Source organism: Nocardia sp. XZ_19_231 (assembly GCF_015355705.1).
GTDB classification, from domain to species: Bacteria; Actinomycetota; Actinomycetes; order Mycobacteriales; family Mycobacteriaceae; genus Nocardia; species Nocardia salmonicida.
Map to the genome: position 1 here is coordinate 73,303 of NZ_JACUZI010000007.1, position 18,133 is coordinate 91,435.

The window sequence follows — 18,133 nt, forward strand, 5'->3', positions numbered from 1 at the left end:
GTGAGGACTGCGCACGATGAGATCTCCTACCGCTTCCCGGTGGTTCACCCTGGCCGCGGCGGTTATCGCGGCGACATCGGTCATGGCGGCCTGCCCCGCGGCCGCCGACCCGGCGCCCGCCGCTCCCGCCCCGGTGATTCCGCTGCCGCCGGAGCTGGATCCCGGCTTCTACCTCCCGGCCGCCGAGACAGTCGCGGCAACCGCGCCCGGCGAGATCATCGCCGTCCGGCAGGTCAACGTCGCTGATTTCGGCCTCCTGCCGATCGATGTCGACGCCTGGCAGGTGTCCTACCGCTCGAACAACAGTCGCGACGAGGCGATCCCGGCGGTGGCGACGCTGATCAAGCCGCGTGGGCAGGCCGTGGAACCACGCAAACTACTCTCGGTCCAGTTGGCCGAGGATTCGACCGCAGGCTATTGCGCGCCTTCCTATGCGCTACAACATCTTTCGGTGGCGCCGCTGGCCGGGCAGATCGTGGTGCCCGCCGAGTTCCTCTTCGCGCAAGCAGCATTGGCTCAGGGTTGGGCGGTAGTGGTGCCCGATCATCAGGGTCCGAACTCCGCGTACGCTGCCGGACCGCTGGCAGGCCGGATCACCCTCGACGGTATCCGCGCGGCTACCAGTTTCGCACCGCTCGAGGCGGGACCGACCGCACCGGTGGGGCTCTACGGCTACTCCGGCGGTTCGATCGCGACCGGCCACGCCGCCGAATTGCACGCCTCCTACGCGCCGGAGCTCAACATCGTCGGCGCCGCCGAAGGCGGAGTCGGCGCGGATCTCTTCGCGGCACTGCGGATGTCGAACAACCAGCTGACCTCGGGTCTGGTCTACGCCGCCGTCATCGGGCTCACCCGTGAATACCCGGACTTCGCCGCCTACCTCGACCGGCGACTCGACCCACTCGGCAGGGGCCTGACCGCGGTCAAATCGTCACTGTGCGTGCAGTACCAGTCGATGCTGCTGCCGTTCCTGAACCTGGACGCCATGATCGCGTCCGACAGCGGCCCACTCGACCCGCCGGTCGCCGCGATGCTCGCCGACACCAAGATGGGCAAGTCCGTCCCCGACATGCCGCTGTTCCTCTGGCATTCCGCCTGGGACGAGATCCTGCCCCTCGCCGCCACCGACACCCTGGTCGACACCTACTGCCGTGATCCGAACACGTCGCTGACCTACACCCGCGACCATGCCAGCGAACACATCGTCGCGGAAGTCGTCGGCGGTCCGGCCGCGCTGATCTGGCTCCGTGACCGCCTCGACGGCGTCCCGGCCCCCACCGGCTGCACCATCTCCGACGCGGGCACCATGGCCGCCACCCCCGGCGCCTTGGACTTCCTCGGCGACACGCTCGCCGCGAAATTCGCCTCCCTGCTCGGCATGCCGCTCGGTAGCCGCTGACTCGTCAACTCGGCGATACACATTGACGTTTGATGTTGATTTGTATCATACTCGCCGGGTTCGTCGATCATGAGCAGGAGGTGCCCCGTTGACCGACAACGCCCGGGCCGCGCTGGAGATACTTCGCGATGCGAGCCAGTTCAAGTGGTATGTCATTCCGCTATTGCTGGTGGTCGTGTACATCTACGCGGTCGAGGTCGAGCGGCGTAATTGGAATGTGCTGTTCGCCGGACTCGCACTGTGGGGCATGGACTGGTTCAACGAGATCTGGAACGCGCTGGTCTTCCACTTCACCGAACGGGCGCCGGTCTGGGCGGCGAGCGGACCGACGGCCTATCAGATCCTGATCGGGCTGAATATCGAGATCTGCTTCATGTTCGCGATCATGGGAATCGCGGCGGCGAAGATGTTGCCGCCCAAGGAAACTCGGATCTTCGGGTTGCCGAACCGACCGGTGCTGATCGCGCTCAACTCGGTCGCGGCGGTGGGTGTCGAGGTCCTGTTGAACAAGGCGGGAGTCCTCACCTGGGATTGGTCGTGGTGGCAGCCGAGCTTCCCGTTCCTGATCTGGATCATCGGGTACGTGCCGTTCTTCGCGGCCTGCTTCTTCGTGCACGATCTGCCGAGCGTGCGAAGCAAGGCGCTCGTGGTCGGCACGATCTTCGGGATCGACGCGATCGCTCTCATCGGTTTCGGCGCGGCGGGGTGGCTGTGAGGCGCGGGCACGCCGTCCGGCGTTCGGCGCTGGTCGCGGCGGCCGGACTGGTATTCGCCGGGTTGACAACACAATCGGCGGCTGTCGCCGATCCGGGGTGTCTGCCGGTGGGTACCGTCGGCACGCCGGAAGTGACAGTCGACGAATCCACCACCGGACTGGCGGCGTTCACCCCGGCGACGGTCGCGCTCCCCGAGCAGGTGCACTTGCGCACCACCACCGAGTCGTTCAACCGGCGCTGGACCTTCGCCACGCGCGACGGTCAGGTGTACGTGAAAGAGGCTGCCGCCCTGGGCGGTTGGCGCACTGTCGCTCTGCCGGGGTGCCTGGCGGGCACGATCGCCGGTGTCTCGGCCGACGACGACGAAGTGATGATGATCGCCCGCGACGGCCGGTTCATCACGATGGATCACGCGCTCAGCGCCCCCGCGGACTGGAACTGGAGCAGCCGCTACGGCACTCCGCTGTGGACCGGCCCCGGCAACACCTTGCCGCCCGGCACGTCGACCTGGTCGTGGTCGGTGCTCTCGCCCAACGAAGATCACCGATGGACCGATATTGCGGGCAACGAGCATCCGGTCGGCGGTGCGAAGGTGTCGCATGTGTTCGCGCTGACCCATGGTGGTCAGCGGATCCAGTACGTCGACCCGTGGTTGCCGGTGGATCACAGCTACGAGATGGGGACTCCGCTCGGTGGGCGGTTCCAGGCCGTCGCGTTGTCCACCAGCGCATCGACCTCGATGGTGGTCAACCGGTACGGCGACTTCTACACGCGCCTCTACGATTTCGACATCTCCGGCGCGGACAAGGTCTTCTTCCGCTACTCCTACGAAGACCAGCGCGGCCTGCCCGAAGCGCCGGACATGCTCTCCGAGCGCATCGACCCCCGCTTCGCGGCCATCCAGTTGCCCGCACCGGACTGGGTCGCGCAGCCGAAGGTGCCCGGACAGATCACCGACCGCATCTCCGTCCACCGGACCGGGCCCGGCTCGGCGGCGCGGGAGTTGCGCATCGAAGGTCGCGACGGTGCCAGGACCGGGTTCTGGCGCAAGATGCTCACCGACGAGTCGTGGACCTTCGTCGCCACCGATCAACCGCTTTCCGGTGCGGCGCTGGAGAACTCGCCGGTGAACCGCGCGCAGGAGACGCTCGGTCCCGTGTCGCCCTACGACTACCAGGGCGTCTCGTCCCAGGGATGGACCGCGCGGATCCAGTCCTTCGATCCGGCCGTCTCCCCCACACCGCTGCGGATCGAATTCGGTGACGGCAGTGTGCTCGACGTCGTGCTGCACACCGTCGACGGCTTGCGGCAGACGCCGCAGCAGCCCGGGATCACCGGTCAGCCGCGGTTCTTCGACGGGACCATCGAAGTGCCGCAGGAACTGCTGGCCGCGTTGGATACGCAGCCGCCCGCCGTCCGCGATTTCGTGCGGAACACGCTGGGCGGGCACAGGTTCACCGATACCTCGGTCGACGTCACCGACGCGCGGTTCCATCTGGCCCTGTCGGATCTCACCCTGAATCGGCGCTGATCACCGCCGGGGGTGGGCTCAGCTCACCTCCCGGTGGCGTGGTTGGACGCGGTGCAGCAGAACCTGCTCGAGGAGCGCGACAAGCACATCGCGCACGGAGTCGCGGTCGCGGGCGTCGCAGTCCAGCACCGGGATCCAGTCGTCGAGGCCGAGCGCTTCACGGACCTCGCCGAGGTCGAAACGGGTGGCGTCGGCGAAGCGGTTGACCACCACGACGAAGGGCGTCTGGTGTTCTTCGAAGTAGTCCAGGACCGGATAGCAGTCCTCTACCCGGCCGGTGTCGACGACGATGACCGCACCGAGGGCGCCGTCGACCAGGTCGTCCCACAGGAAGACGAACCGGTCCTGGCCGGGCGTCCCGAACAGGTAGAGGATCAGGGATTGCTCGAGGGTGATGCGGCCGAAGTCCAAAGCCACTGTGGTCGCTGTCTTTTCGGCACGGTGACCGCGATCGTCGATGCCGAGGGAGACCTCGGTCATCGAGGCCTCGGTGACCAGTGGCTCGATCTCGGAGATGGCGCCGATGAAGGTGGTCTTACCGACGCCGAAGCCGCCGCTGACCACGATCTTCACCGAGGACGGCATTGCTGGTGCCTTAAAGTGCGCGGACAAGGTCGCGGATCCTCTCGATGGCGGCGGTCGACAGTTCGGGCGCGTCACGGACGGTGACATGTCCCGCCGCTGCCAGATCGCTGACGATCACCTTGGCGATGCCGATCGGAACCCGCAGGGCGGCACCGATTTCGGCGATGGAGTGCGGCGTCAGGCACAGCTGCACAACGGTGCGCTCCTCGAACCGCAGCGGCGCCGACAGCGCGGACGGCGGTGCCTGGACGAGGGTTTCGATGCGCAGGCCGTCGAGCACCGGGACGGTGCGGCCCGCGGTGAGCACGAACGGGCGAACGAAGCGATCGTCGACATCGTCGTGGGCGGTGGGGGTCACCGGCACCGACGGCAGGGGGCCACGCCAGCCCGTGGGCTGGTTCATCGGGATCATGCGCGGGTCGGGCAACCGCGGGAGATCGGGATCTCTCATCTGCGCAACGACTCTCGCAATTCGCTGATCAGCAGCGGGTCGAGCAGTGATCCGGCGCGTTCGGCGAGCACGGCCATCTCGTAGCCGACCAGGCCGACATCACAGCCGCCGTCGGCGATCACGCCGAGGCAGCTGCCGTCGCCCAGTGCCGACACCAGCAGGAAGCCGCGCTTCATCTCGATCATGATCAGCTTCAGACCGTCGAAATCATAACTGCGCGAGGCACTGCGGGCGAGGCTGGACAGACCCGACACCATCGCGGCGAGCCGGTCGGCGCCGGTGCGGTCGAGGCCGTCCGACATCGCGATCAGTAGGCCGTCGGAGGAGACGGCGACGGTGTCGCGCACGCCGTCGGTATTGCGGACGAAGTTGCCGAGCAGCCAGTTGAAGGTGTGCGGATCAGTGGTCGGTAGGTGGGTGGTCACCGGGTCTCCTTGGGTCTGGTCCGATCGTCAGCGGGTGGGATCGATTGGGGTGGTGGCAGATTCGGTCTCGCCGCCGCGTTCGTGGCCGGTGCGGAACGAGGAGAGCATGCTGCGGGTCTGGTCGGGGGTCCGTTCGACGACCGGGGGCCGGGTCTCCGGATCGCGGCGAGGTCGCTCCGGTGCGCCGGTGATCTTGCTGCGCTTACCACGTTTGACCAGTCCGTTGCGAGTGCGTTCGACGGCGGGGGCACCGGCGGGTAGCTCACGCGGCTGCTCTACGGTCGAGCCGTTATGGCCTCGGGCGGCTCCCTCGGAACGCTCCGGTGAGTGCGCGGAATCGGTTGCGCTGCTCAGGAATTGCGCGTACGCGGACGAATGGTTCGCCGAAGCCTGACCGCTGCCGTTGGCACTGCTCGGACCGGATTCCACGTTGCGGCTGTGCCGAGATCGGCCGTTGGTGTCCGGCCACGTGGTGCCGCCGCCGGAGAGGGTGTGGGAGGAGCCGCCGGAGACCCCACCTGATCGACTGTCCGACCGCTCCGAACCTGCCAGACCGGACGGGATCTCGGGGTGTCGCGGCATCGCCGAGCTGACCGTGACGCCATTGCGAGCCGGCCCTACCGAGTGGCCCGCGGCGATCGCCACCGCGCTCTTACCGGTGGCGACCGCACCGTTGCGTGTCGGTGTTGCCACGAGGTCCGCCGAGCCTGTGCCCGCTCCGGAGCCTCGGGTGGCGCCGTTTCTCGAGTCGGCTGCCTGCCCGGCCTTTTCGTCGGCGAGCAGCGACGGCGGGAGGAGCAGGCGGGCGACGATGCCGCTGACCGGCGACGTGTTCAGTTCCACGTCGATGCCGAGTCGACCCGCCAGCCGGCCGACCACGTAGTGGCCCAGGTAGCGGGTGGAGGCGACGATGAAGTCCTGCTCGCCGCGCAGCCGGGCGTTGGCTTCGGCGAGTTGTTCGGCGGGCATGCCGACGCCGTGGTCGACGACGGCGAGCAGGTAGCCGCCCGCGACCTTGCGGCCGTACACCTCGACCTCGAGATCGGGCGGGGAGAAGGCCAGCCCGTTCTCGATGAGTTCGGCCAGGATATGGGCCAGTTCGCTGACGACGGCACCGGTCACCGCGATGTCGTCGATCCGGCGCAGCACCACCCGCCGGTAGTCGTCGACCTCGGACAGTCCGGCCCGGATCACATCGGTGAGCGCGATCGGTTCGGCCCACCGGCGCGGGCTGGCCTCGCCGACCAACACCAGCAGGCTTTCGGCGTTGCGCCGCATGCGGGTGGCCAGGTGGTCGAGTTCGAACAGGTTCGACAGTGCCTTCGGGTCGAGTTCCTCGCGCTCGAACTCGCTGATCAATCCCAGCTGACGCCGCACCAGGTTCTGATTGCGGCGGGCCAGGTTCGCCATCGATTCGGTGGTGTTGCGCCGCACCAGTGCCTGCTCGGAGGCGAGGTCGAACGCGGTGGTCTGCACCCGATCCAAAGCGCTGGCGACAGCGGCGATCTCGACGCTCGCACCGCGCGGCGTTCGCACCGGCTCGGGCGGATCGGGATGGGCGTCGGCGGCGCTGTGCCAGGCCTCGATCACCTCGGGTAGTCGCGTGGAGGCGACATCGTCGGCCTCGGCGGCCAACCGGGCCAAGGGCCGGACGATGGCCCTGATGCTGGCGAGGACGAGCGCGAATTCGACCGCGATCGCCAACAGCGCGGCCGAGGCGAAGGCGGCCAGCATCAGCGCGGCGTCCAGACGGAGTTTCTCCGCCCGCGCGCCGACGTCGTCGCCGATGACCTGCTGCACGGTCCGCTGTTCGTCGATGACCGCGGTCATCTGTGCCCACCACACGGCCGGGTCGACCGGCGCGACCAGCGGTCCCAGCGTCGAGGCGATCGCGATGTTCTCCGATTCGGCTGCCCGCGTGGCGTTCTCACTCGCGAGCACCGCGTCGAGACGAGCCTGCTGGGCGGGCGTCGCGTCGTGGGCGAAGGCGGTGAGCGCGGCATTGCGGGCAGCCCGGATGTCGAGGAACTGCACGTACTCCCCCGACGCGAATTCCCCGGCGGCGAAGACGCCGTTGAGGAACCCGCGTTCACGGGCCGCGAACTCCTTCGCATCACCGAGGGCGTAGAGCGCTTGCAGGCCGTGCCGGACGGCCGGGTCACGCGCCTGGTCCAGACCGAGCGAGAGACGGTTCAGCGCGTCGATGCCGTCGGTGTAGAACTGGAACGCCGCCTGCCGGGTGACATTGCGATTGTCGACCTGGGAGCGGATCGAGGGCAGCCCCGCCAGATGGCCCAGCGCCGAGCGCACCTCCCCCGCACCGGGCGGGTCGCCCACGACGGCGTTCACCAGGGCGCGCAGGGCGGCATCGGTGCCCGCGCGCTGGTCGGTGACGGGTTGACGCAGGCGTTGATCACCGCCGAGCAAACCGTTGCTCAGCCCTCGCTCGCGCTGCACCTGCTGCACGAGGTCCTGCGCGGCCAGTGCGACCGCCACGGCATCCACGGTTTCCCCGCTGCGGCGGTAGGCGCTGACCTGGGTCGACATGGTCAGCCCGAGCAGCGCGAGCACCAACACCAGCGACACCACCAGGATCCGGGCGAGCTGACCGGAGATGGTGCGCGGCCGGATCAGCCCGGCGCCGGGCCGCTGCCCTCGAGCGCTGCCGTCCGATCGGGTTCCGGTCGGGTTCGGCCGGGAACGTGCACGCACACCTACTCCTTTGCAATGCCACCGCAACGTCGGTCACGGTGGCTCATGGAAAGTCAGGTGCAAACTTGCACTCCGCGCGGTGCGCGGTCAATGCGGAACGGTGTAAAGCAGCAATTCGTGCGCTGATCTAAACATGCCGGAAATTCAGCGGGCTTCGTGTAGCCGAATGCTCACAGTCGTATCGGCAGCGAGTTGGCCAACCGGTTCGCTGCCGGATACATACAGCTCACCAGAAAGCGTGACGCGCAACACATTTGGCGCCGCCGATCAGAAGGCGCGATTCGAATGCTCGACTCGATATACCGGTTGTGACGGTGCCGCGCAAATCAAGAAGCGAAGTCGTGTCGATCAATTCGCATTACCGATCGGTATTCGCGAAAACTACTCGCCGCCGAGAATTCCCAGCACCTGATCCGAGTAGAAGAACGGCTCCAGGCGTTCCCTGATCAGCCCGGCCAGCACACCGTTGCGCTTGGCGGCCTCGATGACGGCCGGACCGTAGCGCAGGATCTCGGCACTGATGTCGTCGGCGTCGAGGCCGAGTTCGGGCAGCATCGCCGAGAGGGTGTGGTTGCCGTACCTGGCGTAGAACACCTCGACGCACTCGCGCACGAGCAGGCCGAAGTACTCCTTCTCCCTGGTCGTCACCGCGATCTCGTAGCAGATCTGGACCAGCTCGTTGAGGTCCTTCTGGGTGAGGTATTCACGCAGGCCCGCGACCGGCTCGTCGGCGTGCAGGTCCCAGAATTCCATCGCCGCCGAGTGCACCGGGGCGTCACGCAGCATGTCGCGGATCGCGTTGTTGGTGCGCTTGAGCGCGAACAGCGCGCCCTTGCCCGCGAGGTCACCGACGAAGGTGCTGTCGGCCGCGACCTTTTTGGCCCGATTGGCCGCGGTCTGACCCAGCGACATCAGCGAGGAGACGCCCGGAATCTTCTCGGCGCGTTCACGATTGGCCTGCATGAAGTCGCCGATCAGCTTGTCGACGAAACGCGAGGCCACGGTGGCGACGAGCGGGCTCTCGGTGAGCCGGTCCAGGATCCGCTCCTGAGCCTGGTGCATGCCGAAGATCTTCTCCAGCAACGCTTCCACCGGTTCGCGGTCGACGACGTCGCCGAGGGTGTATTCGGTGTTCGACGCGATGTGGTCGTAGATCGCGTCGGAGAAGATGCCGACGGTGTCGGCGATCACGGGGCTGCCGCCGATGCGGTCGAACACCGTGGCCACCGTCTGCTCGCCCTGCTCGAGGGAGACCACATCGCCGAACCGAATCGTCTCACCGACGGCCAGCACGGCGGCCACGTCGCGGGCGATCACCTCGGCGAACCGGTCACCGGTCACCTCGGCGAGCAGGAATTCCACCTGCGCGTCGAGCAGTCGGTCGGCGATCTGGCGTGCCTGCGTCATTTGTGTGTCCACCCATCACGGTCGTTGCTGGAGGGGAGGACGCGTGGCTACTTGTCGCCGGAATCGTTGCCCTGCACCGATTTCCGGATCTGATCCAGCCGCTCACGCGCGGCTTTTTCCCGCGCCTCCCACTGTTCGTCGACGCTACGACCCGCGGGAGTCTGCCGGTCGAGCTCGTCCATTCCCTGCGCGGTGCCGAAACGCTGCTCGACCTTATCCCGAACCGAGTCGAATGTCGGCACTCCGGAAGTGGAATATCCGCCGGTGGCGGTAGGTGCGCCGGTCACCGGCAGCCCGGACGGTACCGGCGGTACCGGGATCGCGCCTCCTACCTGCCCGGATGCGACGTGCACCACATCCGCGTCGACGATGTCGGTGTCCAGAGTCACAGGCGATCCGGTATCGGCATGACCGACTTCGGCCTGGGCCAGTGCGGCGGCCACCGCGACGAGCCCGGGACGTCCGGCGACCGCGGCACGCAGCACCGAAACCAGCTCGTGGTCGGGTAGCGCGGCCATGCGGCCGAGGAGTTCGCTCGTTTCGCTCATACCGCCAGGCTACGCAGCATCAGCGACCGCCGACCAGCGTTATCGCGCTGCCCAGTCGGCGATGATCTTCGCCCACTCGGCGCCGAGGGTGTCGATCACATCGTTGTGGCCCGCGCCGGGGACCACGATCAGCTGTTTCGGGTCCCGCGCCGCCGCGTACAGGCGTTCGGCGTGGCGCAGTGGCAGGAGTTCGTCGCGGTCGCCGTGCATCATCAGCACCGGGACGCGTAGGTTCGCGATGTGTCGCAGGCTCGGGTACGCGTTCGGGATCAGCGGGGCGGGCAGGAACGGGTAGACCGAGCGCGCGGCGGCGCGCATGCCGCTGAACGTCGACACGAGGATCATGCCCGCGGGTGGATACTCGCCCGCCAGTTCGAGCAGTACCCCGCCGCCGAGGGACTTGCCCAGGTAGTAGACCCGATCGGGATCGACTTCCGGTTGGTCGAGCAAGGCTCGACGGGCGGCTCTGGCGTCGAGGTAGGTGCCCTGTTCGCTCGGGGTGCCCGCGCTGCGGCCGAAGCCGCGATAGTCGAACGCCAGGACGTCGAAACCGGCTTCGACCAGCAGCGCGATGATCGAGACACGGTCGCCGATGGTGCCCGCGTTGCCGTGCGCGTAGAGAATGTGGCCGCGTGGGCGCTCGGCGCGCACGAACCAGCCGTGCACCTCGATGCCGTCGGCGGTGCGCATGGTCAGATCGCGGTAGTCCAGACCCAGTGCCGCCGGGGTCTGGGCGAGGTGTTTTTCGGGGTGGTAGACCAGCGCGTTGAGGACGCGTGTCGCGGGGTGGCGGATCACTTGCCGCGACCAGCCTGGAAGCCGAAGTCCCAGTTGTAGAGGCGGGCGATCTCCACGACGCCACCACCCGGTTGACCGGCGGGCGGTCGGACAAAGGCACCTTCGCGACGAACCACGAACTCGCCGTTGACGTTCTCCAGCACGAACAGCACCGCGTCGCGGGAGTTGTCGGTACAGCCGTCGAGCGTCATCTCGATGGGCGCGGAATTCACCGTGTTCAGAGTGACGGTGGCGTGCACATTGCGGAAATCGCTGGCACCGTCGTAGATCGAGGCGAACACGAGGATGCGGCGGATGAACTGGGTGGAGTCGAGGTTCACCGACAGGTTCTCACCGGTGATGCTGGCGCCGGTGCGGTCGTCCTGGTCGAGGTGGATGAACGGCGGTTCGTAGAGGGCGCCGAATCGTCGGTCGAGCGCTCGCACGGAACCGATGGCGCCGTTGACCAGTTCGAAGAAGCAGCACAGGTCGAGGTCGATGTTCTTGCCGCGGAGTTTGCCGAAGAGACGGCCGGTGGCGGCCATCGAGGTCCAGTTGAGGTTCACGCGCATGACGCCGCCGGTGGCACCGTGTTTGGTCAGGGAGACGCTGGGAGCTTCCTTGGTGAGGGAAACTTTCGCCAGGTTCACCGGAGGTGTCGCGGGCTGGGCGAATGGGGGGTTCTGTTGGGCGGCGGGGTTGAACGGCTGCGGCGGTTGGGGTGTGGGCTGCTGCGGACGATTCGGCGGGGGCGCGGGAATGAACGGCGGAGTCGGCGGGGTCGGGACCGCTTGCTGCTGGTGCGGCTGGGCGACCGGCAGGCCAGGGGGCGGCGGCGGTGCCGGCTGCTGCGGGGCCGCGTCGTCGACGGAGATGCCGAAATCGGTAGCGAGCCCGGCCAATCCGCTGTCATACCCCTGACCGACCGCACGGAATTTCCACGCACCCTGGCGTCGGTACAGCTCACCGAGCACAAAGGCGGTTTCGGTGGTCGCCCCGGTGCTGTCGAAGCGCGCGACCTCGGCACCGTTCGCGGCATCGATCACCCGGATGTAGAGCCCGCGGAACTGCCCGAACGTTCCCCCGTCGGCGGAGGCGGCGAGCACGATCGTCTCGATCTGCGGCTCGACCTGCGCGAGGTTCACCGACAGGGCGTCGACAACGGTTTGCCCCTGCTGTTTTCCTTCGTACCGAACGGCCCCCGAAGGATGCACGGCCTGGTTGTAGAACACGAAGTCGTCATCGGAGCGCACCTTCGCCCCGGCAAGCAACAACGCGGAGGCATCGGCATCGGGCACGCCCTGCCCCGACTGCCAACCCAATTCGACGCGGACCGCGGAGGCAGGCACCGCAACATTGGCGCCTTTCATCATCGACACACCGCCCAACCTATCCCGCGCCCGACCCGTCGCCCCTACTCCCCCGCATTCCGGGCGCGAGGGACTAGCACCCACGACGAAGGCCGCCCGGTGGAACCGGACGGCCTTCGGGTGGTGTCGAGCGCGGATCAGCCGCGCAGTTCGGCGCCGACCGCGGTGGTGGCCGAGGCGACGGCGGCGTCGCGAGCGGCGCTCGCCTCGTCTTCGGTGAGGGTGCGGTCGGGGGCACGGAAGCGCAGGGCGTAGGTGAGGGATTTGCGGCCCTCGCCTGCCTGGGCGCCTTCGTAGACGTCGAACAGGGTGATGCTTTCCAGGAGGTCGCCACCGCCGGTGCGGAGCGCGGTTTCCACCTGCGCGGCGGGCACGGTCTTCTCGACGCTGATCGACACGTCCTGCAGGACGGCGGGGAAGGCCGAGATCGTCGGAGCGGGCAGGGACTCGTTCAGCGGCAGGGCGTCGAGATCGACTTCCAGCGCGCAGGTGCGCGGCGGCAGACCGGCGCGCTCCAGGACGGCCGGATGCAGTTCGCCCGCGTGACCGACGACTACACCGTCGACGAGCAGTTCGGCGCAGCGGCCGGGATGCCACGGCAGGTAGTTGGCGGATCGGCGTTCGATGACGATTCCGGCCGCGTCGGCGATGTCATCGACCAGGGCGAAGGTGTCGGCGGCCTCGGCCGCACGGCCCGGCCCCCACGGCCCACGCGGGTCGTGCTTGCCGCTGAGTACCGCGGCCACATGCACCGGCTGGGCGGGCAGCGAAGCCTTGAGCTCGGCGATCTGTTCGTCGGTGGGACGACGATCCACCGGCAGCGCTTCGACCGAGTGGGTCTGCGCGCCGGGTCGCACCACCTGGGCGATGCCGTAGATGGTCAGGTCGCGCGCACCGCGGGAGATATTGCGGATGGCCACTTCCAGCAGCCCCGGCAGCAACGTGGTCGCCAGCTCGGGGCGGTCGCTGTCGAGGGGGTTCAGCACGCGGGTGGTGTTGCGACGCGGGTCGTCGGCGTCCAGACCCCACACCTCGAACACCCCACCAGGCAGGAAGGCGGGCGGCGGCACCTCGACGGCGCCGGCGAACGCCAGCGCCCGGCTCACCGCGCGGCGACGCTGCTGCTGCGCGGTCAGACCGCGGCCGCCGGGTGCGGTCGGCAGGATGGACGGGATCTGCTCGAGCCCTTCCAGCCGCAGGACCTCTTCGACCAGGTCGGCGGGCTGAGCGAGGTCGGGGCGCCAGCTCGGCGGGGTCACCAGCAGTTGGGTCTTGCCCGCGTCGTTGACCTCGATCTCGACGCCCGCGCCGATCTGGGCGAGCCTGCGCACGGAGGTGCCCGCCGGGTAGGTGACGCCGGCGACGCGGTCGGGCAGGTCGATGTCCATCGCGATCGGCGCGACCGGCTCCAGGGGCACCCGGATGTCGGTGAGCGCGGATTCGATGGTGCCGCCGGTGATGTCGGCGAGCAGGGTCGCGGCGCGGTCGAGCGCGGCGATATTGATCTCGGGATCGACGACCCGTTCGTAGCGCTTGCCCGCCTCCGAGGAGAGCTTGTGACGGCGCGAGGTCCGGTACACCCGCAGCGGGTTCCAGACGGCGGCTTCCAGGACCACATCGGTGGTCTCGGACCCGACCTCGGTGCTCGCACCACCCATGACACCGGCGAGGGAGATGACGCCGGAATCATCGGCGATCACCACGTCCTCGGCGTCGAGGGTGCGCTCGGTGTCGTCGAGAGTGCGCAGGGTCTCGCCCTTGTGTGCCGAGCGAACGACCAAGCCGCCGTGCAGCTTCGCCGCGTCGAAGGCGTGCAGCGGCTGACCGAGCTCGAGCATCACATAGTTGGTGACGTCGACCGCCGGGGAGATCGGGCGCATGCCCGACAGCATCAGCCTGCGCTGCAACCACAGCGGGCTCACCGCGTTCGGGTCGATCCCGGTGACGCGGCGCGCGCCGAAGCGGGTGCAGTCCGAATCGTCGTCCAGGCGCACCGCCCAGGCGAGCGCTTCGGCCTCGGGCAGCGTGCGCACGGCGGGGTCGGCGTATTCGAGGTCGAAGCCGCAGGCCAGTTCGCGGGCCAGGCCGCGCACCGAGAAGCAGTAGCCGCGATCGGGAGTGATGTTGAGTTCGATGATGGTGTCATCGGTGCCGAGCAGCACGTTCGCGTCGTCACCCGGCTGCGCGGAACCTGGCTCGAGCACCAGGATGCCGTCGTGATCCTTGCCGATGCCGAGTTCGGCGACCGAGCAGATCATGCCGTTGGAGGTGTGGCCGTAGGTCTTGCGCGAGGAGATCTTGAACCCGCCGGGCAGCTCACCACCGGGCAGCACGACCACGACGAGGTCGCCGACCGCGAAATTGCGTGCGCCACAGACGATTTCCTGCAACTCGGGGTTGCCGACATCGACCTTGCAGAAGCGGATCGGCTTCTTGAACTCGGTGAGCTCGGTGATCTCGGCGACGCGACCGACGACCAGCGGCTTGTCGATGTCACCGCCGATCGGCTCGAGCTTGTCGACCTCTTCGACTTCCAAACCCACCCGGACGAAGCCCGCGTCGAGCTCTTCCGCCGACACCGACCACTCGGGGGTGGTGCGCTGCAGGATCTCGGTCAGCCAGGACTGTGCTACTCGCACTTGACGTTTCGCTCTCTCTCTAAGACCGGATACCGAAGGGCAGGGTGAACCGCACGTCACCCTCGACGATGTCGCGCATGTCGGCGATGGTCGTCTGGAACTGCAGAGTTCGCTCCATGCCCATGCCGAACGCGAACCCGGAATACACCTCGGGATCGATGCCGCTGGCGATGAGGACCTTCGGGTTGACCATGCCGCAGCCGCCCCACTCGATCCAGCCCGCGCCGCCCTTCTTGTTCGGGAACCACACGTCGACCTCGGCCGACGGCTCGGTGAAGGGGAAGTAGTTGGGACGCATGCGAGTGCGCGTCTCGGGACCGAACATGGCGCGCGCGAACGCGTCGAGCACACCGCGCAGGTGAGCCATGGTCAGGCCCTTGTCGATCGCCAGACCCTCCACCTGGGAGAACACCGGGGTGTGGGTGGCGTCGAGCTCGTCGGTGCGGAAGGTGCGACCGGGGCACGCGACATAGATCGGCACCTCACGCTCGAGCATGGACCGCACCTGTACCGGGGAGGTGTGCGTGCGCAGCACCTGGCGCGAACCCTCCGGGGCGATATGGAAGGTGTCCTGCATGGTGCGCGCCGGGTGATCGGGCAGGAAGTTCAGCGCGTCGAAGTTGAAGTGCTCGGTCTCCACCTCGGGACCCTCGGCGACCTCCCAGCCCATCCCGACGAAGAAGTCGGCGATCTGCTCGGAGATGACGGTGATCGGGTGCCGGGCGCCGACGGGCTGACGACGGGCGGGCAGCGTGACGTCGATCCTCTCGGAGATGAGCACCGCCTGATCGCGCTCTGCCAAGAGCGCGGTACGGCGCGCCTCGAACGCGTCCGACACCCGCTTACGCGCGACGTTGACCCGCTTACCGGCCTCGGCCTTCTCCTCCTTGGGCACACTGCCCAGCCCACGCTGCGCGAGCGCGATCGGCGACTTGCCGCCGATGAAGTCGGTCTTGGCGACCGCCAGCGCATCCAGGTCAGCCGCCGCGGCAAACGCCTTCTCGGCCTCCGCCGCCGCTGCCGCGAGTGCCTCCTCGGTCAAAGAGGCGTTTTGCTCGACTCCACTGTTGTCGTCGGCCACGATCTTCTCGACTCTCCCCTGGGGATCGGTTCGCGGGCGCGTCATTGCCATCCCGCATCGGTGCTGCGTAAATCCTATGGGATGGGGTTCGCGCGATTCATCCGGATTACTCGCGAGCCGATCGCCGCTGGTCCACGGGTCCGAGTGAGGACCGACCAGTCCAGGTCAGGACGATGATCGACCGACTGGAGCTCTGAGACCCGACCGCCCCGCCGCCGAACCGACGCACGGAGCCCCTCGACCACAGTATGTCGCCGGCCGGCTCCGACCTGTTTCTCAGGGCAATCGGAAAGCGATCGGAATTCGAGGGAACCGAATGGGGTCGGGGCGCGTCCAAATGATCAAACACACCAGCGTGTTCGACTCGAGAACAGGACGACTCGATGGCTGAACAGACCTGCGATCCAACGCCTCCGCGGGGGCGGCGCGCCCGGCTCACCACTCCTGGGAGCGGTCTCGCGTTGTGTGGCTTCGGGATACGACCCGCGGTGCGACATTCGTCTCCGCGCGCGGACAATTTGTGTGCGCGTCGTCCCGAACGGCGCGAGGCCGCCCCGGAGCAGGGGCAGCACCCGGACGGTGTCGGGTGACGGGGATCGGCGACCGTCGGGGCGGATCGCCTGCCGGTTTGTCCTATGTTCGGTTCCAAGCTGCTCAGCCCGATCGGCACGGTCGCTATCCGGGTGTGTTCGGGCTGGTGAACGGGTTGTGGATGGAAGGGCAGTTGAGCGTCGAGGAGGTGCGGTTTCGGCGCTCGGGCAATGATTGGTTCAGTGAGAATCTGACGAATCCGAGCGATGTGGATCCGCGCGTGTACGACCGCGACCTGCATCCGGGGGCGGCCTCGTGGTTCAAGTCGAGCGCGGTGTCGATGATCGAGCGCGTCGGCGGCTATCTCGCGATTCTCGACGCCCACGGAATCGAGTGGGAGCGGCGGGAGTCCGAAGCGCCGGGAACCGTCATCTATGACGATGCCCAACAGGTGGTCGTTCAGCCGAACCGCAGCCGGCCGGGGCAGCCGACTGCGGTCGGTGGCTATTCCGCAGGCTTGCTGTGACGCGGAAGGAAAACTGCTACCACCGCGGCAAAGGCGACTAGAGCGGCGCCGACCCACACCGCGGGAACCAAGCCGTCGACGTAGGACTGGGGATCGGTGTAGGAGCCGAAGGAGGCGAACACCGAGGCCAGGACGGCGATGCCCATGGCCACGCCCACTTCGCGGACGGTGCTGCTGATGCCCGATGCCATGCCCTGGTCGGCAGGGGAAGCGCTGGCCATGACGATGGTGGACGAGGGGGCGAAGGTGAGACCCATGCCGATGCCGCCGAGGACGAAGGGGGCGACGAAGGCGAGGTAGGGAACATCGGCGGTGGTGATCATCGCCATCCAGGCGAGGGACACCGCCAGGCAGAGTTGGCCGATCGCGATGAGCGTGCGGGCGCCGACGCGGTCGACGATCAGGCCGGCCAGTGGCGCGACGACCATCGGGACCATCGTCCACGGCATCGTGCGGATGCCCGATTCCAGCGGCGAGTAGCCCTGCACCACCTGGAAGAACTGAGCGAGCAGGAAGATCGAACCGAAGACGCCGGACGAGAAGCCGAAGGACACGATGAAGCTCAGGCTCAGGCCGCGGGATCTGAATATACGCAGCGGGAGCATCGGGTCGGTGACGTAGGTTTCCCAGACGACGAACGCGACCAGCAGCGCGGCGCCGCCGATCAGGGCGGTGAGGACCTGGGGTGCGGTCCAGCCGTCTTCGGCACCGTGGATGACACCCCACACGAGCGCGAGCACGCCACCGGCCGAGAGCAGCACGCCCAGGTAGTCGAGTTTCCTTGCGGCGCCCCGTGATTCGGAGAGCATACGCGCGGCGAACGGCAGCGCCAGCAGGCCGATCGGGACATTGAGCCAGAAGATCCACTGCCAGTTCAGGCCGTCGACCACCGCACCACCGACGACCGGCCCGACCGCGACACCCAGACCGGCGATGCCGCCCCAGATGCCGATCGCGGCGCTGCGCATCGTCGCGGGCACCGCGGCGGCGAGCAAGGTGAGCGACAACGGCATCACGGCCGCACCACCGACGCCCTGCACCGCACGGGCCGCGATCAGCATCCACGGTTCGGTGGCCAGCGCACAGGCCGCCGAGGCAACGACGAAGATGGCGATGCCCGCCAGGAACACACGGCGACGGCCGATCCGGTCACCCAGCGCAGAGGCCGAGAGCAGCAGCGCGGCAAACGACAGTGTGTAGGCGTTGATGAACCATTGCAGGTCCGAAAGCGAGGCTCCGAGTTCCGCTTTGATCACCGGCAGGGCGTTCGTCACGACGAGGTTGTCCAGCGTGACCATGAACATCGGAATGCCCACAGCGGCGATGACCGCGCCGAGCGGTTTGGTCTTCGCCCCGGAATTCCCAGGCGCTTCGGCCGCTCGCGCGTCGCCGGATTCGAGTGTTTGCGTCATGCCGCACCCTTAGTTGTTATTGA

At 67.8% G+C, this 18,133-nt stretch carries 15 protein-coding genes; 4 read left to right on the top strand and 11 right to left on the bottom strand.

What is annotated here, in order from left to right; translation table 11 throughout:
• The first annotated feature begins 16 nt into the window (after positions 1-16).
• The 3 genes from IBJ82_RS27285 to IBJ82_RS27295 all read left to right on the top strand — a co-directional run bounded on the left by IBJ82_RS27285 (position 17) and on the right by IBJ82_RS27295 (position 3,646).
• Entirely contained in the window at positions 17-1,399 is a 1,383-nt protein-coding gene (locus IBJ82_RS27285) for a lipase family protein (RefSeq protein ID WP_194828859.1), read from the top strand.
• Between the two features lie 88 nt (positions 1,400-1,487).
• Positions 1,488-2,114, top strand: a complete 627-nt coding sequence (locus IBJ82_RS27290; RefSeq protein ID WP_194828860.1) for a hypothetical protein — start codon at positions 1,488-1,490, stop codon at positions 2,112-2,114.
• Positions 2,111-3,646 (top strand): hypothetical protein, encoded by a 1,536-nt coding sequence (locus IBJ82_RS27295; RefSeq protein ID WP_194828861.1) that lies wholly within the window; start codon positions 2,111-2,113, stop codon positions 3,644-3,646. Before IBJ82_RS27290 ends, IBJ82_RS27295 begins: the two co-directional genes overlap by 4 nt.
• 18 nt (positions 3,647-3,664) lie before the next feature.
• Here the strand turns inward: IBJ82_RS27295 and IBJ82_RS27300 are convergent, their stop codons facing one another.
• The 10 genes from IBJ82_RS27300 to pheS form a co-directional block, all read right to left on the bottom strand.
• The gene (locus IBJ82_RS27300) at positions 3,665-4,231 is read right to left on the bottom strand and encodes an ATP/GTP-binding protein (RefSeq protein ID WP_194828862.1); all 567 of its coding nucleotides are present in this window, start codon (positions 4,229-4,231) and stop codon (positions 3,665-3,667) included.
• A 10-nt stretch (positions 4,232-4,241) separates the two neighbouring features.
• Positions 4,242-4,682 carry a DUF742 domain-containing protein gene (locus IBJ82_RS27305; RefSeq protein ID WP_194828863.1) on the bottom strand — a complete coding sequence of 147 codons (441 nt, stop codon included), beginning with the start codon at positions 4,680-4,682 and terminating at the stop codon, positions 4,242-4,244.
• Entirely contained in the window at positions 4,679-5,107 is a 429-nt protein-coding gene (locus IBJ82_RS27310) for a roadblock/LC7 domain-containing protein (protein WP_056824424.1), read from the bottom strand. The genes IBJ82_RS27305 and IBJ82_RS27310 overlap by 4 nt, the downstream gene beginning before the upstream one ends.
• Before the next feature lie 27 nt (positions 5,108-5,134).
• Positions 5,135-7,819 carry a nitrate- and nitrite sensing domain-containing protein gene (locus tag IBJ82_RS27315; protein ID WP_370585501.1) on the bottom strand — a complete coding sequence of 895 codons (2,685 nt, stop codon included), beginning with the start codon at positions 7,817-7,819 and terminating at the stop codon, positions 5,135-5,137.
• Positions 7,820-8,200: 381 nt separating this feature from the next.
• Positions 8,201-9,226 (bottom strand): hypothetical protein, encoded by a 1,026-nt coding sequence (locus IBJ82_RS27320; RefSeq protein ID WP_194828864.1) that lies wholly within the window; start codon positions 9,224-9,226, stop codon positions 8,201-8,203.
• Positions 9,227-9,273: 47 nt separating this feature from the next.
• Positions 9,274-9,774, bottom strand: a complete 501-nt coding sequence (locus tag IBJ82_RS27325) for a PspA/IM30 family protein (protein ID WP_194828865.1) — start codon at positions 9,772-9,774, stop codon at positions 9,274-9,276.
• Positions 9,775-9,813: 39 nt separating this feature from the next.
• A complete protein-coding gene (locus IBJ82_RS27330; protein WP_370585502.1) occupies positions 9,814-10,572 on the bottom strand; it encodes an alpha/beta hydrolase in 759 nt (252 codons plus the stop codon).
• Positions 10,569-11,924 carry a TerD family protein gene (locus tag IBJ82_RS27335; protein WP_194828983.1) on the bottom strand — a complete coding sequence of 452 codons (1,356 nt, stop codon included), beginning with the start codon at positions 11,922-11,924 and terminating at the stop codon, positions 10,569-10,571. The genes IBJ82_RS27330 and IBJ82_RS27335 overlap by 4 nt, the downstream gene beginning before the upstream one ends.
• Before the next feature lie 134 nt (positions 11,925-12,058).
• A complete protein-coding gene (pheT, locus tag IBJ82_RS27340) occupies positions 12,059-14,560 on the bottom strand; it encodes a phenylalanine--tRNA ligase subunit beta (protein ID WP_194828866.1) in 2,502 nt (833 codons plus the stop codon).
• A gap of 19 nt (positions 14,561-14,579) precedes the next feature.
• On the bottom strand, positions 14,580-15,641 hold the full coding sequence (gene pheS / locus IBJ82_RS27345; protein WP_194828984.1) for a phenylalanine--tRNA ligase subunit alpha: 1,062 nt from the start codon (positions 15,639-15,641) through the stop codon (positions 14,580-14,582).
• Positions 15,642-16,269: 628 nt separating this feature from the next.
• Between pheS and IBJ82_RS27350 the strand changes: the two genes are divergently transcribed.
• Complete coding sequence (locus IBJ82_RS27350; protein WP_228537751.1) at positions 16,270-16,698, top strand: hypothetical protein; 429 nt, start codon at positions 16,270-16,272, stop codon at positions 16,696-16,698.
• Here IBJ82_RS27350 and IBJ82_RS27355 read toward each other — a convergent pair.
• Positions 16,677-18,110, bottom strand: a complete 1,434-nt coding sequence (locus IBJ82_RS27355) for a DHA2 family efflux MFS transporter permease subunit (protein ID WP_228537752.1) — start codon at positions 18,108-18,110, stop codon at positions 16,677-16,679. The genes IBJ82_RS27350 and IBJ82_RS27355 overlap by 22 nt on opposite strands.
• Between the last annotated feature and the right edge of the window lie 23 nt (positions 18,111-18,133).

Bases quoted from the DNA above. Each gene is read 5' to 3' on its own strand.
- IBJ82_RS27285 (WP_194828859.1), top strand. From the start codon at position 17: ATGAGATCTCCTACCGCTTCCCGGTGGTTCACCCTGGCCGCGGCGGTT.
- IBJ82_RS27300 (WP_194828862.1), bottom strand. From the start codon at position 4,231: ATGCCGTCCTCGGTGAAGATCGTGGTCAGCGGCGGCTTCGGCGTCGGT.
- IBJ82_RS27305 (WP_194828863.1), bottom strand. From the start codon at position 4,682: ATGAGAGATCCCGATCTCCCGCGGTTGCCCGACCCGCGCATGATCCCG.
- IBJ82_RS27320 (WP_194828864.1), bottom strand. From the start codon at position 9,226: ATGACGCAGGCACGCCAGATCGCCGACCGACTGCTCGACGCGCAGGTG.
- IBJ82_RS27325 (WP_194828865.1), bottom strand. From the start codon at position 9,774: ATGAGCGAAACGAGCGAACTCCTCGGCCGCATGGCCGCGCTACCCGAC.
- IBJ82_RS27335 (WP_194828983.1), bottom strand. From the start codon at position 11,924: ATGATGAAAGGCGCCAATGTTGCGGTGCCTGCCTCCGCGGTCCGCGTC.
- IBJ82_RS27355 (WP_228537752.1), bottom strand. From the start codon at position 18,110: ATGACGCAAACACTCGAATCCGGCGACGCGCGAGCGGCCGAAGCGCCT.